Here is a 17,050-nt window from a genome sequence, read left to right as displayed (position 1 = left end):
ACGTACGCAAGCTGGTGGCGAGGTCGTCAGCGATGGCGGGCCAGGGGGTTGGGGACGGGGATCCACTGGGCCTTGCCGGGGGAGTGGGCCAGGCGCATGGCGATGGTCGCCTTCAGCGGCAGTGCGTCGCCGAAGAAGACGGCAGCGTCTCCCGTGTTCGGCAGATCGGCGTACACGCGGCGACCAACCGCGCCCACGGCCGCCCACAGCGCCGTGGGGTCGGCGTCCCGGGCGCGGGACAGGACGTCGACCAGCTCGCTGAAAACGCCGCTGAGTAGTCCGCCGAACAGCTTGGTGCGCAGCGCCCACTCGTCGTCACCGGCTCGGTTGCCCGTCAGGGGCGGCAGCGTGAAGCCGTGGGCTGCCAGGCGGCGGGGGTGGATGCGCACGCCGTCCAGGTCGCGGTACAGCACCCGTACGGGCCGACCGTCGCGCAGCACGACCAGGGTGTTCTGCCCATGGGCCTCCAGCGCGATGCCCATGGACAGCAGGGTCAGCGCGGGCGGCAGGACGAGTTCGGTGAAGTCCGTCAGCCAGCGCACCGGGTCACCGGAGGTCACCGCGGCGCCGGTCGCGTGGACGGCGGTGAGGGGCACCGCGATCTCTCCCGGGTCGAGGTGCCGTTCACAGCTCTCGCGGATCATCGCGGACAGGCTCGCTGACGCCACCCCGCCCACGCGCACCGAGCCGCCGCCCAGTTCGCGCAGCACGCGCAGGCTGTCACCGTGTCCGGCCTTGTCGGTGACCGCGCAGACCAGGTCGGACAGGGGTGGCCCGTCGGCGACCTCGGCCGGGGAGATGGTGCGCCGGTAGTTGGTGACCTGCACGTCCAGCGCCGTCTTGATGTGACAGCCGGTCAGGACGTCCAGCGGCGCGAGGGTGCGCAGCGACAGCAGCGGCCGGGCGGGGACGGTCCGCTCGGTCAGCACGAGGTCGGGGTGGTGGACGAGGACATGGTCGCGCTGCCAGGGGTGCACCGGCATCAGGATCGTGTCGCCGTCGCGCAGCGCCCGTGGCCAGTCGCCGCTGGGTTGCCATCGGTCCGACGGGACGGCGACCAGCGTCAGGTCGACGACGGGACGGTGCTCGGGGGAGTAGGCGAGAACCTCGGCGACGGACAGGCCGGTGCGGGTGCGGCAGCACGGGTGCTGGGGGTGGCCGTCCACGACGGCCTGCTCGGCGTCCGCCGAATCGCCGACCGCAGCGGAACCGGTGGTGTGGGCGGCGCGGGCCAGGGCGAGGTTGACCACGCTGTTGTCCAACTCGGACGCCAGCCGCTGCGAGGCTGGTATGCGCCCCCCGAGGGCCGCCAGCAATTGTGCTGGTTCACTGATCGCGCCGTCGGGCCCAGCCACGATGAACTCCGCGGGGATCCGGGCGAACCGCCGCGCGCAGGCGGCGGAACCGGTCAGCGAGCCGCCGCGTTCGAGGACGACGGTCAGGGTGTCGCCCTTATGCCGGCGGCCGGTGATGCCGGGGAGCGGTTCGCGGGCGAAGGCGCCCCACAGCCTGCCGAGCACCTCCGCCCGCGCTCCGGGGAGCGCGGCCGCGAAGGGCCGGGCCAGAGCCGGGCGCACCCGGTGCAATTCGTCGATCGTTGCCTGTGACATGTTCACCGTCCAGTTCGGGAAGAGCCAAGGCCACCGCCCCTGCAGAGGAGTTCGCATGGCCGGGCATTGCACAGGGGCTCCGACACCAGTTGGCCGGCCGCCCGGAATCGAATTTACGGGACCCCGGGTAAGGCTGCTGCCAGCGCAAATGCAGCTTTCGCACAAGACGGATCCAGAATTTGGGACGCGTTCCTCCCGTCGAATCGGAGAGGAGGGAGAGCATGCCGTGACATGCCGTTCCTTGCCTGGCACACTGAATTTCGATGTTGCGGGTTTTGGTAAAAAGCATGCCCACCCGTATTCGGATTTCTTGTCGATTTCCTTGCTTTGCCTTATCGATGCGCTGAAGGTCCGCTGTCGTCGGGCTGACGGCCGAAGGCGACCGGGCTGCTGTCGCTGGCGTGGGTGATCTTCCGGCGAGTGCGCCGGGTGGAACGCACCGGCAGTGGTGAAGCTGTGGGAATGCGTGTCTTGCTGATCGAGGACGACGACCGGGTGGCCGGCCCCCTGACGGAGGGCCTGAGCCGCTTTGGCTTCACCGTGGAACGTGCCCGCTCCGGCGCGGAGGGCCTGTCCGCCCCCGAACCGGAGATGGTGCTGCTGGACCTGGGTCTGCCCGACATGGACGGCATCGACGTCTGCCGTGACCTGCGCGGACGCTCGGATGTGCCCATCATCATGATCACCGCGAGGAACGACGAGGTGGACCGGGTCCTGGGACTGGAGTTGGGCGCGGACGACTATCTCTCCAAACCCTTCGGCGTACGGGAACTGGTGGCACGCATCCGCGCCGTCACCCGGCGCACCCGCCACGGCGTCGTCTTTGCAGGGGGATCGGAACGGCGGCACCCGGATTCCCCCTCGGACGTCCTGGCCCCTGCCGCGCCGTCTGAGGCCCAACGCATCGGTCCGCTGTCCATCGACCGACGCACCCGCAAGGTGCACCTGCACCAAGCCCCGGTCGCTCTGGCCCCCAAGGAGTTCGACCTGCTGGTCTGCCTCGCCGAGGACCCCGGGGCGGTCTGCTCCCGAAAGCAGCTCCTGGACACCGTGTGGGAGGCCAACTACTTCGGCCCCACCAAGACCTTGGACGTGCACGTCGCCGCCCTGCGCCGCAAACTCGGCGACTCCTCCTGGATCGAGAACATCCGCGGCATCGGATTCCGACTGGTCCCGCGGGTACACCCCGGCGGCGCGGAGCGGTGACCCGCCGCCTGCTGCTCAGCTACCTGAGCCTGATGCTCTTCGTGCTGCTCGCTCTGGAAGTGCCATTCGGCTATGTCTATGCCCGCGGGGAACTGTCCCGTTTCTCCCACACCGTCGGTCAGGGCGCCGCGGTGCTGTCCGAGGTGTGCGAGGACAGGATCGAACACCGCCGGACCGCGGACATTCCCGCGCTCGCCCGCAGCTATGCCCGGAGCACCGGCAGCCGGGTGGTCATCACCAACCGCGACGGCATCGTCCTTACGGACACTCGGACCACCGCGACCACCATCGGTCGGAACTGGTCCGCCCAGCCCGACATCGCCAGTGCTCTGCGCAGTCGGCCCGCCTCCGGCACCATCCACGACTCGGAGACCCGCGCCGAGGTCTCCACGCCCGGAACCTCCGGAGGCACTCTGCGCTGCGTTGTTCGCGTCATCTGTCCGCTGACCGCGCTGAACGAGAGAGTTCGCGACGCGTGGCTGGCCCTGGCCGGGGCCGGCCTCGGCGTGCTGGTCGCCGTCATCGTGATCGGCTTCTCCCTCGCTCGTTGGGTCGCCCGCCCGATCCGCGCTCTGGAAGAGGCCACCGCCCAACTCGCCGACGGTCGCCTCACCGATCCTCCCGACACCGGCCGGGGACCGCCCGAACTGCGCCGCCTGGCAGCCTCGTTCACCCGCACCGCCGCCCGACTCCAGCACTTGCTGCGCGCCCAGGAGGCGTTCGCCTCCGAGGCGTCTCACCAGCTCAAGACCCCACTGACCGCACTGCGCCTGAGGCTGGAGAACTTCGAACCCCACCTCCACCCCCGGGCCCGGCCCAGCCTGGACGCGGCGGTCGGCGAGGTCGAACGGCTCGGCCGCATGGTCCAGGGCTTGCTCGCGCTCGCCCGGCTGGAGAACTCCGCCATCACGCCCGAATCCGCCGACCTCGACGCCGTCGTCGCCGACCGTGCCGCGATGTGGACGGCCTTCGCCGCCGAACAGAGCGTCGACATCACCGTGACTGGACCCGACGTCGGGCACGTCTGGGCGGTCCCCGGCGGGCTGGAACAGATCATCGACAACCTTCTCTCCAACGCGCTGCGCGTCTCCTCGCCGGGAAGCGTCATCACCCTCACCCGCGCGCATGGATCGGACGGACCCGAACTACACGTCGTCGACCAGGGCCCCGGCATGCCCGAAACCTCGCGGCACCGTGCCTTCGACCGGTTCTGGCGCGCCTGCGACACCAACGACGACGGCACCGGCCTCGGCCTGCCCATGGTCCAGCAGCTCACCCTCGCCGCCGGTGGCGAGGCCGCTCTGCACCCCGCGCCGGGCGGCGGCCTCGACGCCGTCGTCCACTTCAGACCGTCATCCATGGCGCGGCATCGTCCCAGAACCGCCCGGTGACCACTCTGTCGCCGGGGGTGTCCTGAACGGCAGGTCGTGCCTGAAGCAGCGATCCCCCACGGGCGGGCGGACGGAGACAGGACCCCCTTCCCGCGCGGGCCGGCTGTAGCCGGTCAGCCGTACGTGAGCCGTCCCATCCGTCAACTCCCTTTGCCTCAGGGGCAATTGTCCGACCAGGCATTAGCCTCGGCGTCGGGCATGGCCTAGCATCAGGCCGTCACATACCCATGGGGGTGTAAAGCGGAACCGCAAGGGAGACCTTCATGCCATCCATGCCCTCCGCCTCGAGTCCCGCCCGGGACCACTACCAGGTGCTGATCATCGGAGGCGGAACCGCCGGGATCACGGCCGCCGCCCGGTTTCGCCGCGCCGGCCTCACCGATGTCGCGGTGGTCGAACCGGCCCGCACCCACTGGTATCAGCCGTTGTGGACCCTGGTCGGCGGCGGCCGGGCCCCGCTCGGCATCACCCGCCGCCCCGAAGCCTCCGTGATGCCCAGGAACGTACGCTGGATCCGCGAGGCCGCCACCGCAGTCGGCCCCGAGACGCAGACCGTCACCACCACCGACCGCACCATCGGCTACGACTTCCTGGTGATGGCCCCGGGCCTTCAACTGGACTGGGACAAGATCCCGGGCCTGGACGCAGCTGTCGGGCACGGTGCCGTCTCCAGCAACTACTCCTTCGAGCACGCTCCCTACACCTGGGAGCTGATCCGAGGCCTGCGCTCGGGCACCGCGGTCTTCACCCAGCCCACCGGCCCGGTCAAATGCGGTGGCGCCCCGCAGAAGATCGCCTACCTGGCCGCTGATTACTGGCGCAGGCAAGGGGTCCTGCACCGTATCCGGGTGGTCCTCGTGCTGCCCTCCGACTCCCTGTTCGGGGTACCGGTCTGGCGGCGGGCCCTGGAACAGGTCGCCGACCGCTACGGCATCGAGGTCCGGCTGAACTCCGAGATGACCGCCGTCGACGGCACGGCCCGCCGGCTGACCGTGGCCGACCACTCCGCCGGCGCCGAGGAGAGAATCGCGTTCGACCTGCTCCACGCCGTACCGCCGCAAAGCGCCCCCGACTGGGTCAAGCGCAGCCCGCTGGCAGACCCCGCAAGCCCCTACGGCTATGTCGAAGCGGACAAGTACACCCTTCAACACCCACGCCACCGCAACGTCTTCGCCCTCGGCGATGTCGCCAACCTGCCCACCTCCAAGACCGGCGCCGCCGTCCGTAAACAAGCCCCTGTCGTGGTCGCCAACCTGCTCGCCGAGATCAAGGGCGAGCACCGTGAACGGCGCCGCTACGACGGCTACACCTCCTGCCCGTTGGTCACCGCCCGCGACCGGATGCTGCTCGCCGAGTTCGACTACGACCAGCGACCCGCCCCCAGCATCCCCTTGGTCGACACCACCAAGGAACGCCGCGACATGTGGCTGCTCAAGCGCTACGGCCTGCCGGCCCTGTACTGGCACGGCATGCTCAAGGGCCTCGCGTAGCAGACCGTGGAGGACCGGGGTCCGGCCGGCGGGTGAGGTCTGCGACGGCTCGGCCCGACGGGCGGACAGGCGACTGGGCCACTTGATCACGGGTCGGCCGACGGCCCGGCACATGGCGCCCGCTCGGCGGCCGCGCGAACACGGCCGCCGTTACGAACGTGTCCTCAGGCGGCGCGTCGCGCCCCGTGGCGTCAGGCGTCCTTGGCGGGCGCGGTCGCGGTGAGGGAGGCGAGGGCCGCGTCGAGCCGACGGGTCGCCTCCTCGGCGACCGGGCGCAGGGCGTCGAGTTCGGTGAGCGCGACCATCGTGCCGGGGTCGAGGACGTGGACCGCGGTGCGGTCGCCGTCGGTGCGGACGACGACGTTGCAGGGCAGCAGCAGGCCGACGGTCCGGTCGGTCTCCAGTGCCCGGTGGGCCAGCGACGGATCGCAGGCGCCGAGGATCACGTAGTCCTCCATGTCCTGGTCGAGCTTGGCCTTGAGGGTGGCGGCGACGTCGATCTCGGTGAGGATGCCGAAGCCCTGCTCGGCGAGCGCGTCACGGACGTGGCTCACGGTGGTGGCGAAGTCGGTGTCGAGGTGCGCGGTGCGGTCGTAGCGCATGGTGGCGGCCTTTCTGCTCGGGTGCGGCGGGACGGGCGGGTGTCCCGGAGCGCGGCCGGTACTCCTGGCGTCTCCGGAAGGGGCACCCTCTCTCAAGAAATACCCCCGGGGGTACCTATGCTACTGTCGAATGCATACCCCTGGGGGTAATTATTCACTGAAGGGAGTCATCGACGTGTTCTTCGTTGACGTCATTGAGCTGGCAGGCCTCGGCAACCGCGGTTACCTCGCGGGCGCTGAGCGCACCGCGGTGGCGGTCGACCCGCCGCGCGACATCGACCAGGTCCTGGCCGCGGCGGTACGGCGCGGGGTGCGGATATCCCACGTCGTCGAGACGCACATCCACAACGACTACGTCACCGGCGGGCTGGAGCTGGCTCGGATCACCGGCGCCAGCTACCTGGTCCCCGCCGATGCCAGGGTCTCGTTCGCGCGGACACCGGTGGCTGACGGGGACCGCGTGGACATCGACAGCGCCGCCGGCCTGACCCTGCGGGCCATGGCCACCCCCGGGCACACCCCGCACCACACGTCGTACGTGCTGGAGGAGGGCGGGGTGGCGGTCGCGGTGTTCACCGGTGGCTCGCTGCTCATCGGTACGGTCGGCCGCCCCGACCTCGTCGAGCCGCGCCTGACCGAGCGCCTCGCCCGTGCCCAACACGCCTCGGTGCAGCGCCTGGCGGCCGAACTTCCGGACGAGGCCGCCGTGTTGCCCACCCACGGCTTCGGCAGTTTCTGCTCCTCGAGCCAGGCCGACGGCACTGCGACGACCATCGGCAAGGAGAAGGCCGGCAACGAGGCGCTCATCCGGGACGTCGACACCTTCGTCGCCGACCTGCTCGCCGGACTGGACGACATCCCCGCGTACTACGCGCACATGGGCCCGGCCAACGCCAAGGGACCCGCGCCGGTCGACCTCACGCCGCCCGCACCGGCCGACGCCGACGAGATCGCCGCCCGGCTCGCCGCGGGGGAGTGGGTGGTGGACCTGCGCAACCGCGTCGCCTTCGCCGCCGGACATGTCTCGGGTTCGTTCAACTTCGAGGCCGAAGGCCAACTCGCCACGTATCTCGCCTGGTTGATCCCATGGGGCAAGCCCGTGACGCTGCTCGCGGAATCGGCCGGGCAACTGGCCGCCGCCCAGCGCGAACTCGTCCGGGTCGGCATCGATCGCCCCGCCGCCGCGGCCACCGGTGAGCCGTCGGGCTGGGTGCGCGAAGACGAGGCCCTGGGGTCCTTCCGGCGCGCCACCTTCGCCGACCTCGCCGACCTCGCCGAGCGGCGCGGGAACGAGGACGTCGTGGTCCTGGACGTGCGGCGCGCATCCGAACAGGCCGGTGGCTTCATCGAGGGCTCGGTCCACATTCCCCTGCACACCCTGCACCGTCGGCTCGACGAGATCCCTCCGGGCGAGGTGTGGGTGCACTGTGCCGGCGGGATGCGCGCCGCCATAGCCGCCTCGCTGCTGGACGCGGCGGGCCGCACCGTCGTCGCCGTGGACGAGGCCTACGACAACGCCGAAAGGGCGGGGCTCGCCGTCCGAGACGCCTCACGGTGACGGCTGCCATATCAGCCCGACGGCTGCCGTGCCAGGCGGACGGCTGCCGTACCAGTCAGACGGGTGCCTCACCCGTCGGTCGCGCGAGTCCCTGTCGAAGTAATGAGGAGCGGAGAGTTTCGATGAGTGTGTTCCGACGTGGCCGGGGCGGCCCGGGCCGGGTCACCGTGCGGCTGGCGGTCGCCCGCACCGGCCACGGCGACGCCGCCACGGCGGGCGACGCCGTACTGCTGGACGTCCGTGAACCGGACGAGTGGCAGGCGGGGCACGCTTCGCGGGCCGTGCACCTGCCCCTGTCGGCACTGATGGCCGGGGCCGGACTGCCCGCCGCGGCTCAAGGGCGGCCCCTGGTCGTCATCTGCCACTCCGGCAACCGCTCCCGGCAGGCCGCCGAACTACTGACCGCCCGAGGCGCAGAGGCCGTCGACGTGATCGGCGGGATGCGGGACTGGGAGCGATCCGGACTGCCCGTGGTCAACGCACTGGGCAAGGACGGCACCGTCGCGTGAGCGCTCTGATACTCGCCCTGGCCGCCGGAGCCGTCATCGGCCTGGCGCTGGGGGCCCTGGGGGGCGGCGGCAGTGTCCTGGCCGTCCCCGCCCTGATCTATCTGCTCGGCTTCACCCCGGTCGCGGCCACCACCGCCAGTTTGGTCATCGTCACCGTCACCTCGGCCACCGCACTGTCCGCACACGCCCGCGACGGCAACGTCCGCTGGCGCACCGGCCTGCTGTTCGCGGCGGCGGGCGTCGGTCCGGCCATCCTCGGCGGAGTCGTCGCCGGGCGCCTGTCGGAGGCCGCGCTGACCTGTGCGTTCGCCGCCGTCGCGGCGTTGGCCGCGATGCGCATGCTGCGCCCTGGTCGCCCAGCGGTCTCCGGGCACGTGCGGCCGGTCCGCGCGGCCGGCGCCGGTGCGGGTCTGGGCGGTGTCACGGGGGTACTGGGCGTGGGCGGCGGCTTCCTGGCCGTACCGGCCCTGGTCGGGGTGCTGGGGCTGCGGATGCGGGAGGCGGTGGGCACCAGCCTGCTGGTCATCTCCGTCAACTCGCTGGCCGCGCTCGCCACGCGCGCCGGTACGGCCGACGGGCTGGACTGGGCCGTCATCGCCCCGTTCGCCGGGGCGGCCGTCCTTGGCGCGTGGGACGGCAAGCGCCTGGCCTCGAAGGTCTCCGGGGGCACGCTCCAGCGGATCTTCGCGCTGGTGCTGCTGGCGGTAGCCGCCTTCATGCTGATCGACGTGGTGGTGTGATGTCGCGGTGTTCGCGTGATGCGCCCAGACCACCCGGTGATGCGTGGCACCGTCCGGTGACGCGTGGCGACCGCCCGGTGCTGCGCGCCGGCCACCCCGGTTCTACATGGCGGGCGGCCGACACCCGAGTGTCTCAGGCCAATGACAGGAAGAGCTTCTCCAGCCGGGCACGCATCTGCTCCGTCGTCTCGCCGTTCCGCTGCGCCTTCTCGGTATCGGTCAGGCACTGCTGCAGGCCGGTGGCGATGATCGCGAATCCCGCCCGGTCCAAGGCCCGGGAGGCGGCGGCGAGTTGCGTGACGACTTCCTCGCAGTCCCGGCCCTCCTCGATCATCCGGATCACACCGGAGATCTGCCCCTGCGCCCGGCGCAGCCGGTTCAGCACGGACTTGAGTTCCGCACCTGCGAGATCCAGTTCCACGATCACTCCTCCAAAAATACCCCTAGGGGTACTGTACGCCCCGGTACGCGGTACCGTCGAACACTAAGGATCGCACCAGCCATGACCGTTCCCCTCACGCCCGTCGCCCTCGGAACCGACCAGGCCCGCAGCCGGCTGCACGAGCTGACCGTCATCGACGTTCGGACACCGGGCGAGTACGCCTCGGGCCACCTGCCCGGCGCCCTCAACATCCCCCTGGACCACCTCCGGCGTGCGTTGCCCGAGATCCGGCAGGCCGCCGAGAACGGCGACGTCCTCGTCGTGTGCGCTTCCGGCGCCCGCTCCGAGAACGCCTGCAAGCTCCTGGCCGAGCGCGGGATCCCCACGGCCACCCTGGCCGGTGGCACCGGCGCCTGGGCCGCCGAAGGCCACGACCTGCACCAGCCCGCGGTCTGCGACATCCCCCGGGCCACCTGGAGCATGGAACGCCAGGTGCGCTTCACCGCCGGCACTGTCGTGCTCGCCGGCCTCGGCCTCGGCCTGCTCGTACACCCGGCCTTCCAGCTCCTCTCGGCGGGCATCGCGGGCGGCCTCGTCTTCTCCGCCCTCACCAACACCTGCGGAATGGCGGCCATGCTCGCCAAGCTGCCGCACAACCGGCCCCGCGTGGCCGACTTGGACGCCACCCTCGCGGCCCTGCGCAGTCGCTGAATCCTCACGTCGGGGGCGCGCGCAGGAGGGTGTACGGGCGTACGTCGTCGTGGTCCGCCGCGTTTCCCGGCGCCTGTTCGCCGGGCGCGCGGCGGTCTGGCGTGTACGCCAACCCTGCCGACGGCGCGGACTGCGGTGATCGCCCGAGCTCTGTCTCGGCGCGGCGGCGCCGCCGGGCAGCGGGGGCTCCTCGCGTGCCGGCCATGCCGTACCGGGTGCATGCCGATCCTGGACAGGGTGCTGAGAATGCTGTGGTCGAGGGCTCGACACGCGACGCTCTCGGCACGCCCTCGGCAGGCCGCGCATGGGCGCGCCGGCACGGGGGGAGCGGGTCGAGCGACGAACTCAGCTGCCTCATCGCCGCACGCGACGCCCTTCAGTACGTCGTGAGAGGCGAGCGCGAACCGGCGTGCCTGGGTGAATTCCTCCAGGGGGTCAGCAGCATTCCCGACGTCTCGGGCGGGAAGCTCGAATGGTCCCTTCAGGTACCCGCCGCGCGCCGCATGGCGGCTGAGTCGGTACTGACCTGGGCCGGCCTGCAGGAGACCAGGCCGGGACGGCTCAGGCCCTGCGCAAACCCGCAGTGCCAACGCTTCCTTCTCGACCGAAGCAAGCCCAACAGCGCCCGATGGTGCTCCATGGCCGAGTGCGGCAACCGGATGAAGGCCCGACGCCACTATCAGCGCACCAAGGAAGCCCAGAGCTAGCTGAAGTTTCATACGAGGCCGGATCTCGGCGGCAAGGATCTGCCCGCCCCCGCCCCCGCGCAGGCCGGCTTCGTCGCCGTCATCGAGTGTCGGCGAATCGCGGGGTGGGGCCCGCGACGTCGATGGTGGCAAGCGACCGGCGATGCCGGGTCACGGGGGCTGCCCCCGATCGGGGGCAGCCCCGTCCAGGAGGCGCTGGGCCGGAACCTCAACGAGCCCTTGTGCCATGCGGAGGGAGCGCCGTCCTCGGTCCGGTCGCATCACAGATCCAGAAGGACATCGGTGGTGGGGATGCTGCAGCATGGCAGAGCTTCGCCCGAGGCGGGATCTTCCAGGGGCAGCGTCGTGTACTGGACCTGCCCGGTGAGCAGGGGAGTGGTGCAGGTGTGGCACACCCCTGTACGGCAGGACCAGCGGGTGGGGATCTCGCATGCCTCCGCCAGCTCCAGCAGTGTTGAGTACCGGTCCGACCAGCGGGTGGACAGCCCGCTGCGGGCGAAGGTGACGGCAGGCCCTGTGCCCTGGGGGCCGGGCGGCTGGTGAGGCTGTCCGGAACCTGGGTGGGTGATGCCGGGATTGATGGCCGCCAGTGCCCCGAAGACTTCGGTGTGGATGTTCGAACTGCTCAGCCCCGCCAGTTGGAGCGCGGATGTCACTGCCGACATGAAGCCCTCAGGGCCGCACAGGTAGGCGTGCGCATCGGCGGGGATGCCCAGCTCTTGGATGCCTCCGCCGGTCATACGTCCGTGCGTGATGCCCGGCCCTCCGGTGATCTCAAGATCCGGGGCCGTGTAGTAGACGAAGGCGCGGGCGTGGGGCAGCCGGGCGAGGAGCTGCCGGGCCTCTTCCGCGAAGGGGTGCTGCCCGGGATCGCGCGCGGTGTGCACCCACCACACGGCGCGGGAGCTGTGGTCGCGGGCCAGTTGGTGCAGCATCGCCAGAACGGGAGTGACGCCGATGCCCGCCGAGAACAGTGCCACGGGCGTGTGGTCATCGGACAGCACGAACGTCCCGCGGGGGGCGGCTGCTTCGATGACGTCGCCTCTGTTCAGATGGGTGTGGAGGTAGGTGCTGACCGCACCGCGCTCTTCGCGTTTGACGCTGATCCGGTACTCGGCGGCACCGGGGGCGGAGGACAGCGAATAGGAACGCACCAGGCCGGGCCGGCCCTCTCTGGGGATCCGCACGGTCAGGTACTGGCCGGGCGTGGCCGGGGGCAGCGGCTGGGAGTCCGCGGCCTGCAGGTAGAAGGAGGACACCGAGGGTGTCTCGGGTACGACCTGGGTCACGAGCAGCTGTTTGAAGCCACTCCAGCCCGGTGCGGTGGGTGCGGGGCCGGGCGGCTGGTCGAGCCGACGGCTCATGTCCTGGAAGGACTGCTGCCATCCGGGGCTGAGCGCCTCGATGCTCAAAGCGGCACGCAGTTTGGCCGGATCGGGGTCCGGGAGGTAGAGCAGGGCATCGGTATCGGCGACGGTGAGCGACCCCTTGCCGGTGCGGGTCCGTGTGATCTGGTCTCCCGCCCGGACCCGGCCCTCGGTGATGACGCGGAGGTAGAAGCCGGGGCGGTGGTGGGCGACCAGCAGAGAGGCCATGCGCGGTTCGTTCAGCCGCATGCCGACGCGGTAACAGGTCACGCGTGGCTGGGTGACCTCGAATTCGGCTTCGCCGATGCGGTACCGGTCGCCGATGCAGACCTCGTCGTCCGCCAGCCCGTCGACGGTGAAGTTCTCCCCGAACTGGCCGAACTCGAGATCGTCGCGCTCGAGAACCTTGCGCCAGTACGCGTAGGACTGCGTCTGGTAGACGAGGACTGCCCTCTGCTCCCCGCCGTGGCCCTGAAGGTCGCCCTGGCCGTCTCCGTCGATGTTGAGGCGGCGCACCGTTCGGGGGCCGTCGGCGGGATACTTCCACGCTCCCGTGTGTACCGTCCTGTCGCGCCAGCGCACGTCCTTCGGCTGCCCCACGTTGACTGAGAGCAGGGTTGCCATCTCATCCTCCCGGTACGGCGCCGCCGCACGGCGAAGCTGGTCGCCTGAACATGCTGCTCGAATCGATCGGACGTCTCCCGGCAGAGGGGGAGGACACGACCTCCAGATCATCGAGCTTAGTGGTCTGGCTGATCGGCGCCCGGCTTCGGAATATGAACCTTGGGGAGGCCTGGGCCAGATTCTGCGAATGGTGTGCACCGGGGCGTCGTCGCCATCACGGCGACGCCTTCCGACGCGCTGGTCGCACGATTCCCGGCCGATCTGCGTCGTCGTGGTCTGCCGGTCGTCCATACCGCCGCCCGGCCGCGTCTCACACTCCGGCAGGGGAGGCGAAGGAGCCCACAAAAAGGTACAAAAGTAGTGTGAGTAAGAATCCTGAAACCCCGCAGAGCATGGAGAAATGGGCTGACCGGATCCGGACGGTCTCCTCGACTTCCGATCCTCAGGCCGCCCGTAAGCTGGCCGGCGACATCTACCGTGCCGCACAGGAAGAACTTGATGCCGAACGTGCCCGGGCGGAGTTCGAACGCGAGGAATAAGCCTGGCCGCCCCTGCCGACACCTCACGCCCCACGGTGAAGGGGGCGACCTTCGCCGTGGGGCTACGCCGTCCCGTGGCACACTCCTGAACCGGCGGGAGCTTCGAAGTCCGGCTTCCCTGCTCGGCCGGGTGGTCCGCACGATCACCGTGTCCCCCGAGCGCGCCTCCAGGGTGCGCGACGTGTCGCGGATGCCGATGCGGTGACAGGGGCGCTTGATACGGCTGCGGGCCCCATGCCGGGGCGGAGCGCCGACAGTACGGATCATGACTGCCCCCTGGCGGGCCCGGACGGCACGGTCAGCTCCCGGGCTTTCCGCGTCCAGCCGACCGGCGGGAGCGCTGCAGCCTGGCCCAGGACACAGATGCGGTGACCACGAGCGTGATGCTCATGACGATGCCCCAGTTGAGAACGTAATTCAGCGGCAGCACGGTCGCGTTGGCGGACTTCCCGGCGCGCAGCATCATCGGCAACGCGATCAGCGACAGGCAGCCTGCGCTCAGGAGCCCGCCTCGCAGTACCGCGCGAACGGGCGAGTCGGTGACGAGCAGTCCTACCGCCAGGACCGCGGGGACCAGGAGCCCGTCGTGTATGGCGACGGCACCTGCCAGCCACTCCAGGACCTCGACTGCGTCACCCGGGCCGGGAGCCGTGCGGTCGACGAACTGGAACACCCCGAAGCCGCACAGCCCGAGCCCCAGCAGGACCAGGAGCGTTCGCAGGGCAGTCAGGGATCTCATGTCAGCACCTCCAGCCGGGTGACCCACTTGGTCTGCAGAACGCCAGGCCTGTTCGGCGCGATGACGCGGGCCGGGTAGCCGTGGTCCGGCGCCAGCACATCACCATTGAGGCGCAGCGCGAGCAGGGTGAGGTCATCACGTGTGTAAGGACGGTCCATCTCGCTCACGCCGTAGCCGCCGTGGCGTTGCAGGGACACGATGCGCAGGCGGGCGCCGTCTTCGACGCCGGCGCGGACCAGGAGGTCTTTGATCCTCACCCCTTCCCAGTGCGCCGACTTCGACCACCCCTCCACGCAGGCGATCGGCAATTCCACCCGATGCTGAGGCATCGCCCTCAGCTCGTCCAGGGTCAACGTGTAGGGCCGCGGCCCGTGTACCTCGAGCCTCCAGTTGCTGACAGCGTCGGCCGTGATGCCAGCCGCCTTTGCCGTCCGGTTGACCGGAAGCCCTTGCGGGCCGACGTCGGGATCGCGGGGGGCCAGCAAGTCGGCATCCTTCAGGGGGGTCACGGACTGTCCCGCCGTGACGACGGTGACCGCTCCGACGGCAATGGCCACCCCTCGCAGCAGCGAACGCCGGTCCAGTTCGTCGCGCCCCGCAGCGGCAGTACTCACCGCCTGATGGGGGTGCGGACCAGGCTGCGGCCCCGCGGATCGCCGCCAGTGCTCGGCGATCAGAGGTGCCTTCACCGCGAGGTGGACCAGCAGGGAGCCGACGATGACCCACGCCAGGGCCCAGTGGACCTGGCGGAAGGAGAACGGCCAGACGTACCACTGCAGGGTATTCAGCAGCCCCATGAACACTTCGAGCAGCGTGGCGGAAACCAGCACGGCAATGGACAGCCGTTCCGCGGCGTGGGCCGGGGACTTGACGGGCGGCCACACGAACAGCCGCGGATACACGGTCCACAGCTTCACCAGGAGCAGCGGCACCGCGGCGATTCCGCTGATCACATGCAGTCCCTGGCTGAACCGGTATCCCCAGACGGGACGCGTGGGCAGATGCCCGGACAGCCAGCCCGGGGGCTCTTGCAGGTAGTGACTGAGTACACCCGTCACGAAGCAGACGAAGATGGCCAGGCCCAGCAGGCGCCCGACCACCGTGGCGGTTCTCGGGTCGTGGAGTCTGCCGCCGAAGTGCGGCCGGGGAAGCGCAATACGCATACCCGTATTCCACGGTCATCGCTGCCCCGGGCGGAAGGATTTCCCGCCTTACGAAAGCCTGACGTCCCGGTCCTGGAACGCTTGAACGGCGGATACCGGCCTCCCTGCCGGAGTCCGCGGCACGCAGCCGGTGCTGGGCCGCCTTGGCGCTGTTGCCGCAGCGCTGCGGCGAGCACCATGTGTGGGGTCAAAGGCCGCGCCAGTTCGGCGAGGGTGTCTACAGCGACGTGGCGCCTATGGCCTGCGATCTTCTTGCCCGCGTCGATACCCTGGCCCGTGGCCGGCATGTTCGCGGAGGTCTCGGGAGCGAGCGGACGTACGCGCAGCCTTCGAACGGAACATGACGCCGCCGAGGTCGTGGTTTCCCAGCCGGCGGTGTGGTGCTGCTCCCCAGCCACGGGTCATGGTGCGGCGTCCTCGGGGTGATGTCCGGTGGCGGTCGCCTCAGCGCTCCAGGACCAGGGCCAGGCCCTGCCCGACACCGATGCACAGCGCGGCCAGGCCCGTGCCCGAGCCCGCTTCCGCGAGCTGGTGGGCGACCGCTGCGGTGATGCGAGCACCGGAGGCACCGAGGGGATGACCGATGGCGACGGCGCCGCCCTTCGGGTTCAGGATGCCGGAGTCGAGTTCGGGCAGGGCGGCGAGGCAGCCCAGCGCCTGCGCGGCGTACGCCTCGTTGAGCTCAACGGTGTGCAGGTCGGCGAACGTGCGTCCCGCCTTCGTCAGGGCCTTGCGGATGGCGTCGACCGGGCCGAGGCCGAAGTACTGCGGCTCGATGCCGGTCACAGCACTGGCGCGGATCCTGGCCAGCGGCTCACGGCCCGTCTCGGCCAGCCCGGCCTCGTCGGTCAGCAGCAGGGCTGCCGCGCCGTCGTTGAGGGGCGAGGCGTTGCCGGCCGTGACCGTGCCGCCCTCGCGGAAGACCGGTTTGAGGCGGGCCAGCGCCTCGAGGGAGGTGTTGTCCCGGATCCCCTCGTCGCGGGGCAGGTCCACTCCCTCGACGGGGACCACCTCGGCGTCGTACGCACCGCCCTTCCACGCCCGGGCGGCTTTCTCGTGGCTGGCGAGCGCGAAGGCGTCCTGGGCCTCGCGGGTGATTCCGTACCTGTCGGCGATCAGCTCGGCGCTCTCGCCGAGCGGGATGGTCCACGCATCGGGCATCCGGGGGTTGACCATCCTCCAGCCGAGGGTGGTGGAACACAGCTGCTGGTTACCGACCGGGAAGGCCCGCTCCGGTTTGGGCAGGACCCATGGGGCGCGGCTCATGGACTCCACTCCGCCGGCCACGGCGACGGAGGCGTCGCCGAGCGCCACCGCGCGGGCGGCCTGGATGACCGCCTCCATCCCCGAGCCGCAGAGCCGGTTGACGGTGGTTCCGGGGACCGTCACGGGAAGACCGGCCAGCAGGACGGCCATACGGGCGACATCACGGTTCTCCTCCCCGGCTCCGTTGGCGTTTCCGAAGAACACGTCACCGATGAGGGACGGGTCCAGGGCGGGGTTGCGGTGGAGCAGTTCGCGCAGCACTCCGGCGGCGAGGTCGTCGGGGCGCACCGAGGACAGGGCACCGCCGTAGCGGCCGATCGGTGTGCGGACGGCGTCGACGACGTAGACGTCCCGCGGGCGCTCGTTCATCGGGACTCCTTGTGGTGGGGAGGGAGTTCGGAGGGAGGAAGGTGAGCCCGCCGGTCCGGGTACTGTCCGGGAAACCC

General features: G+C 70.5%; 16 protein-coding genes and 2 pseudogenes. 9 read left to right on the top strand and 9 right to left on the bottom strand.

Features of this window, described 5'->3' with window-relative positions:
• Nucleotides 1-26: 26 nt before the first annotated feature.
• Nucleotides 27-1,610: an IucA/IucC family protein gene (locus OG747_RS01830; RefSeq protein ID WP_405877128.1), complete on the bottom strand. Its 1,584-nt coding sequence runs from the start codon at nt 1,608-1,610 to the stop codon at nt 27-29.
• Nucleotides 1,611-2,072: 462 nt separating this feature from the next.
• On the opposite strand from OG747_RS01830, the gene OG747_RS01825 reads away from it, so the two are divergent.
• From OG747_RS01825 to OG747_RS01815, 3 genes are all read left to right on the top strand, one after another.
• A complete protein-coding gene (locus tag OG747_RS01825) occupies nt 2,073-2,816 on the top strand; it encodes a response regulator transcription factor (protein WP_405877126.1) in 744 nt (247 codons plus the stop codon).
• Nucleotides 2,813-4,207: a sensor histidine kinase gene (locus OG747_RS01820; protein WP_405877124.1), complete on the top strand. Its 1,395-nt coding sequence runs from the start codon at nt 2,813-2,815 to the stop codon at nt 4,205-4,207. The genes OG747_RS01825 and OG747_RS01820 overlap by 4 nt, the downstream gene beginning before the upstream one ends.
• 263 nt (nt 4,208-4,470) lie before the next feature.
• Entirely contained in the window at nt 4,471-5,697 is a 1,227-nt protein-coding gene (locus tag OG747_RS01815) for an FAD-dependent oxidoreductase (protein ID WP_405877122.1), read from the top strand.
• 191 nt (nt 5,698-5,888) lie between these two features.
• Here OG747_RS01815 and OG747_RS01810 read toward each other — a convergent pair whose 3' ends face one another.
• Complete coding sequence (locus OG747_RS01810; protein ID WP_405877120.1) at nt 5,889-6,299, bottom strand: DUF302 domain-containing protein; 411 nt, start codon at nt 6,297-6,299, stop codon at nt 5,889-5,891.
• 175 nt (nt 6,300-6,474) lie between these two features.
• Between OG747_RS01810 and OG747_RS01805 the strand changes: the two genes are divergently transcribed.
• The 3 genes from OG747_RS01805 (at nt 6,475) to OG747_RS01795 (ending at nt 9,106) form a co-directional block, all read left to right on the top strand.
• The gene (locus tag OG747_RS01805) at nt 6,475-7,857 is read left to right on the top strand and encodes a rhodanese-like domain-containing protein (protein WP_405877118.1); all 1,383 of its coding nucleotides are present in this window, start codon (nt 6,475-6,477) and stop codon (nt 7,855-7,857) included.
• Between the two features lie 122 nt (nt 7,858-7,979).
• Nucleotides 7,980-8,366: a rhodanese-like domain-containing protein gene (locus tag OG747_RS01800; protein WP_405877116.1), complete on the top strand. Its 387-nt coding sequence runs from the start codon at nt 7,980-7,982 to the stop codon at nt 8,364-8,366.
• Complete coding sequence (locus tag OG747_RS01795; RefSeq protein ID WP_405877114.1) at nt 8,363-9,106, top strand: sulfite exporter TauE/SafE family protein; 744 nt, start codon at nt 8,363-8,365, stop codon at nt 9,104-9,106. The genes OG747_RS01800 and OG747_RS01795 overlap by 4 nt, the downstream gene beginning before the upstream one ends.
• A 133-nt stretch (nt 9,107-9,239) precedes the next feature.
• On the opposite strand, the gene OG747_RS01790 is transcribed toward OG747_RS01795, so the two are convergent.
• On the bottom strand, nt 9,240-9,527 hold the full coding sequence (locus OG747_RS01790; protein WP_405877112.1) for a metal-sensitive transcriptional regulator: 288 nt from the start codon (nt 9,525-9,527) through the stop codon (nt 9,240-9,242).
• An 81-nt stretch (nt 9,528-9,608) separates the two neighbouring features.
• On the opposite strand from OG747_RS01790, the gene OG747_RS01785 reads away from it, so the two are divergent.
• Together OG747_RS01785 and OG747_RS01780 are read left to right on the top strand one after the other, a co-directional pair.
• Complete coding sequence (locus OG747_RS01785) at nt 9,609-10,199, top strand: rhodanese-like domain-containing protein (protein WP_405877110.1); 591 nt, start codon at nt 9,609-9,611, stop codon at nt 10,197-10,199.
• Between the two features lie 203 nt (nt 10,200-10,402).
• The gene (locus OG747_RS01780; protein WP_405877108.1) at nt 10,403-10,906 is read left to right on the top strand and encodes a CGNR zinc finger domain-containing protein; all 504 of its coding nucleotides are present in this window, start codon (nt 10,403-10,405) and stop codon (nt 10,904-10,906) included.
• Nucleotides 10,907-11,166: 260 nt separating this feature from the next.
• Here the strand turns inward: OG747_RS01780 and OG747_RS01775 are convergent, their stop codons facing one another.
• The gene (locus tag OG747_RS01775) at nt 11,167-12,897 is read right to left on the bottom strand and encodes an MOSC domain-containing protein (RefSeq protein ID WP_405877106.1); all 1,731 of its coding nucleotides are present in this window, start codon (nt 12,895-12,897) and stop codon (nt 11,167-11,169) included.
• Between the two features lie 362 nt (nt 12,898-13,259).
• Between OG747_RS01775 and OG747_RS01770 the strand changes: the two genes are divergently transcribed.
• The gene (locus OG747_RS01770; protein WP_405877104.1) at nt 13,260-13,436 is read left to right on the top strand and encodes a hypothetical protein; all 177 of its coding nucleotides are present in this window, start codon (nt 13,260-13,262) and stop codon (nt 13,434-13,436) included.
• Nucleotides 13,437-13,734: 298 nt separating this feature from the next.
• Here OG747_RS01770 and OG747_RS01765 read toward each other — a convergent pair whose 3' ends face one another.
• The 5 genes and pseudogenes from OG747_RS01765 to OG747_RS01745 form a co-directional block, all read right to left on the bottom strand.
• Complete coding sequence (locus OG747_RS01765) at nt 13,735-14,175, bottom strand: hypothetical protein (protein ID WP_405877102.1); 441 nt, start codon at nt 14,173-14,175, stop codon at nt 13,735-13,737.
• Entirely contained in the window at nt 14,172-15,338 is a 1,167-nt protein-coding gene (locus tag OG747_RS01760) for a molybdopterin-dependent oxidoreductase (protein ID WP_405877100.1), read from the bottom strand. The genes OG747_RS01765 and OG747_RS01760 overlap by 4 nt, the downstream gene beginning before the upstream one ends.
• 124 nt (nt 15,339-15,462) lie before the next feature.
• Nucleotides 15,463-15,516, bottom strand: a pseudogene (locus OG747_RS01755) (CGNR zinc finger domain-containing protein); the annotation flags it as partial.
• A gap of 22 nt (nt 15,517-15,538) precedes the next feature.
• Nucleotides 15,539-15,640, bottom strand: a pseudogene (locus OG747_RS01750) (IS5/IS1182 family transposase); the annotation flags it as partial.
• A 142-nt stretch (nt 15,641-15,782) separates the two neighbouring features.
• Nucleotides 15,783-16,973, bottom strand: coding sequence for a thiolase family protein (locus OG747_RS01745; RefSeq protein WP_405877098.1), 1,191 nt, complete (start codon nt 16,971-16,973; stop codon nt 15,783-15,785).
• Nucleotides 16,974-17,050 lie beyond the last annotated feature (77 nt).

Origin of the sequence: Streptomyces sp. NBC_01384, from assembly GCF_045040035.1 — a bacterium.
GTDB lineage: Bacteria > Actinomycetota > Actinomycetes > Streptomycetales > Streptomycetaceae > Streptomyces.
Note: the sequence above shows the minus strand (reverse complement) of the source record. Positions and strands in the feature narration are given on the sequence as shown.

Bases quoted from the DNA above. Each gene is read 5' to 3' on its own strand.
- OG747_RS01830 (WP_405877128.1), bottom strand. From the start codon at position 1,610: ATGTCACAGGCAACGATCGACGAATTGCACCGGGTGCGCCCGGCTCTG.
- OG747_RS01825 (WP_405877126.1), top strand. From the start codon at position 2,073: ATGCGTGTCTTGCTGATCGAGGACGACGACCGGGTGGCCGGCCCCCTG.
- OG747_RS01815 (WP_405877122.1), top strand. From the start codon at position 4,471: ATGCCATCCATGCCCTCCGCCTCGAGTCCCGCCCGGGACCACTACCAG.
- OG747_RS01810 (WP_405877120.1), bottom strand. From the start codon at position 6,299: ATGCGCTACGACCGCACCGCGCACCTCGACACCGACTTCGCCACCACC.
- OG747_RS01800 (WP_405877116.1), top strand. From the start codon at position 7,980: ATGAGTGTGTTCCGACGTGGCCGGGGCGGCCCGGGCCGGGTCACCGTG.
- OG747_RS01785 (WP_405877110.1), top strand. From the start codon at position 9,609: ATGACCGTTCCCCTCACGCCCGTCGCCCTCGGAACCGACCAGGCCCGC.
- OG747_RS01780 (WP_405877108.1), top strand. From the start codon at position 10,403: ATGCCGTACCGGGTGCATGCCGATCCTGGACAGGGTGCTGAGAATGCT.
- OG747_RS01775 (WP_405877106.1), bottom strand. From the start codon at position 12,897: ATGGCAACCCTGCTCTCAGTCAACGTGGGGCAGCCGAAGGACGTGCGC.
- OG747_RS01765 (WP_405877102.1), bottom strand. From the start codon at position 14,175: ATGAGATCCCTGACTGCCCTGCGAACGCTCCTGGTCCTGCTGGGGCTC.
- OG747_RS01760 (WP_405877100.1), bottom strand. From the start codon at position 15,338: ATGCGTATTGCGCTTCCCCGGCCGCACTTCGGCGGCAGACTCCACGAC.
- OG747_RS01745 (WP_405877098.1), bottom strand. From the start codon at position 16,973: ATGAACGAGCGCCCGCGGGACGTCTACGTCGTCGACGCCGTCCGCACA.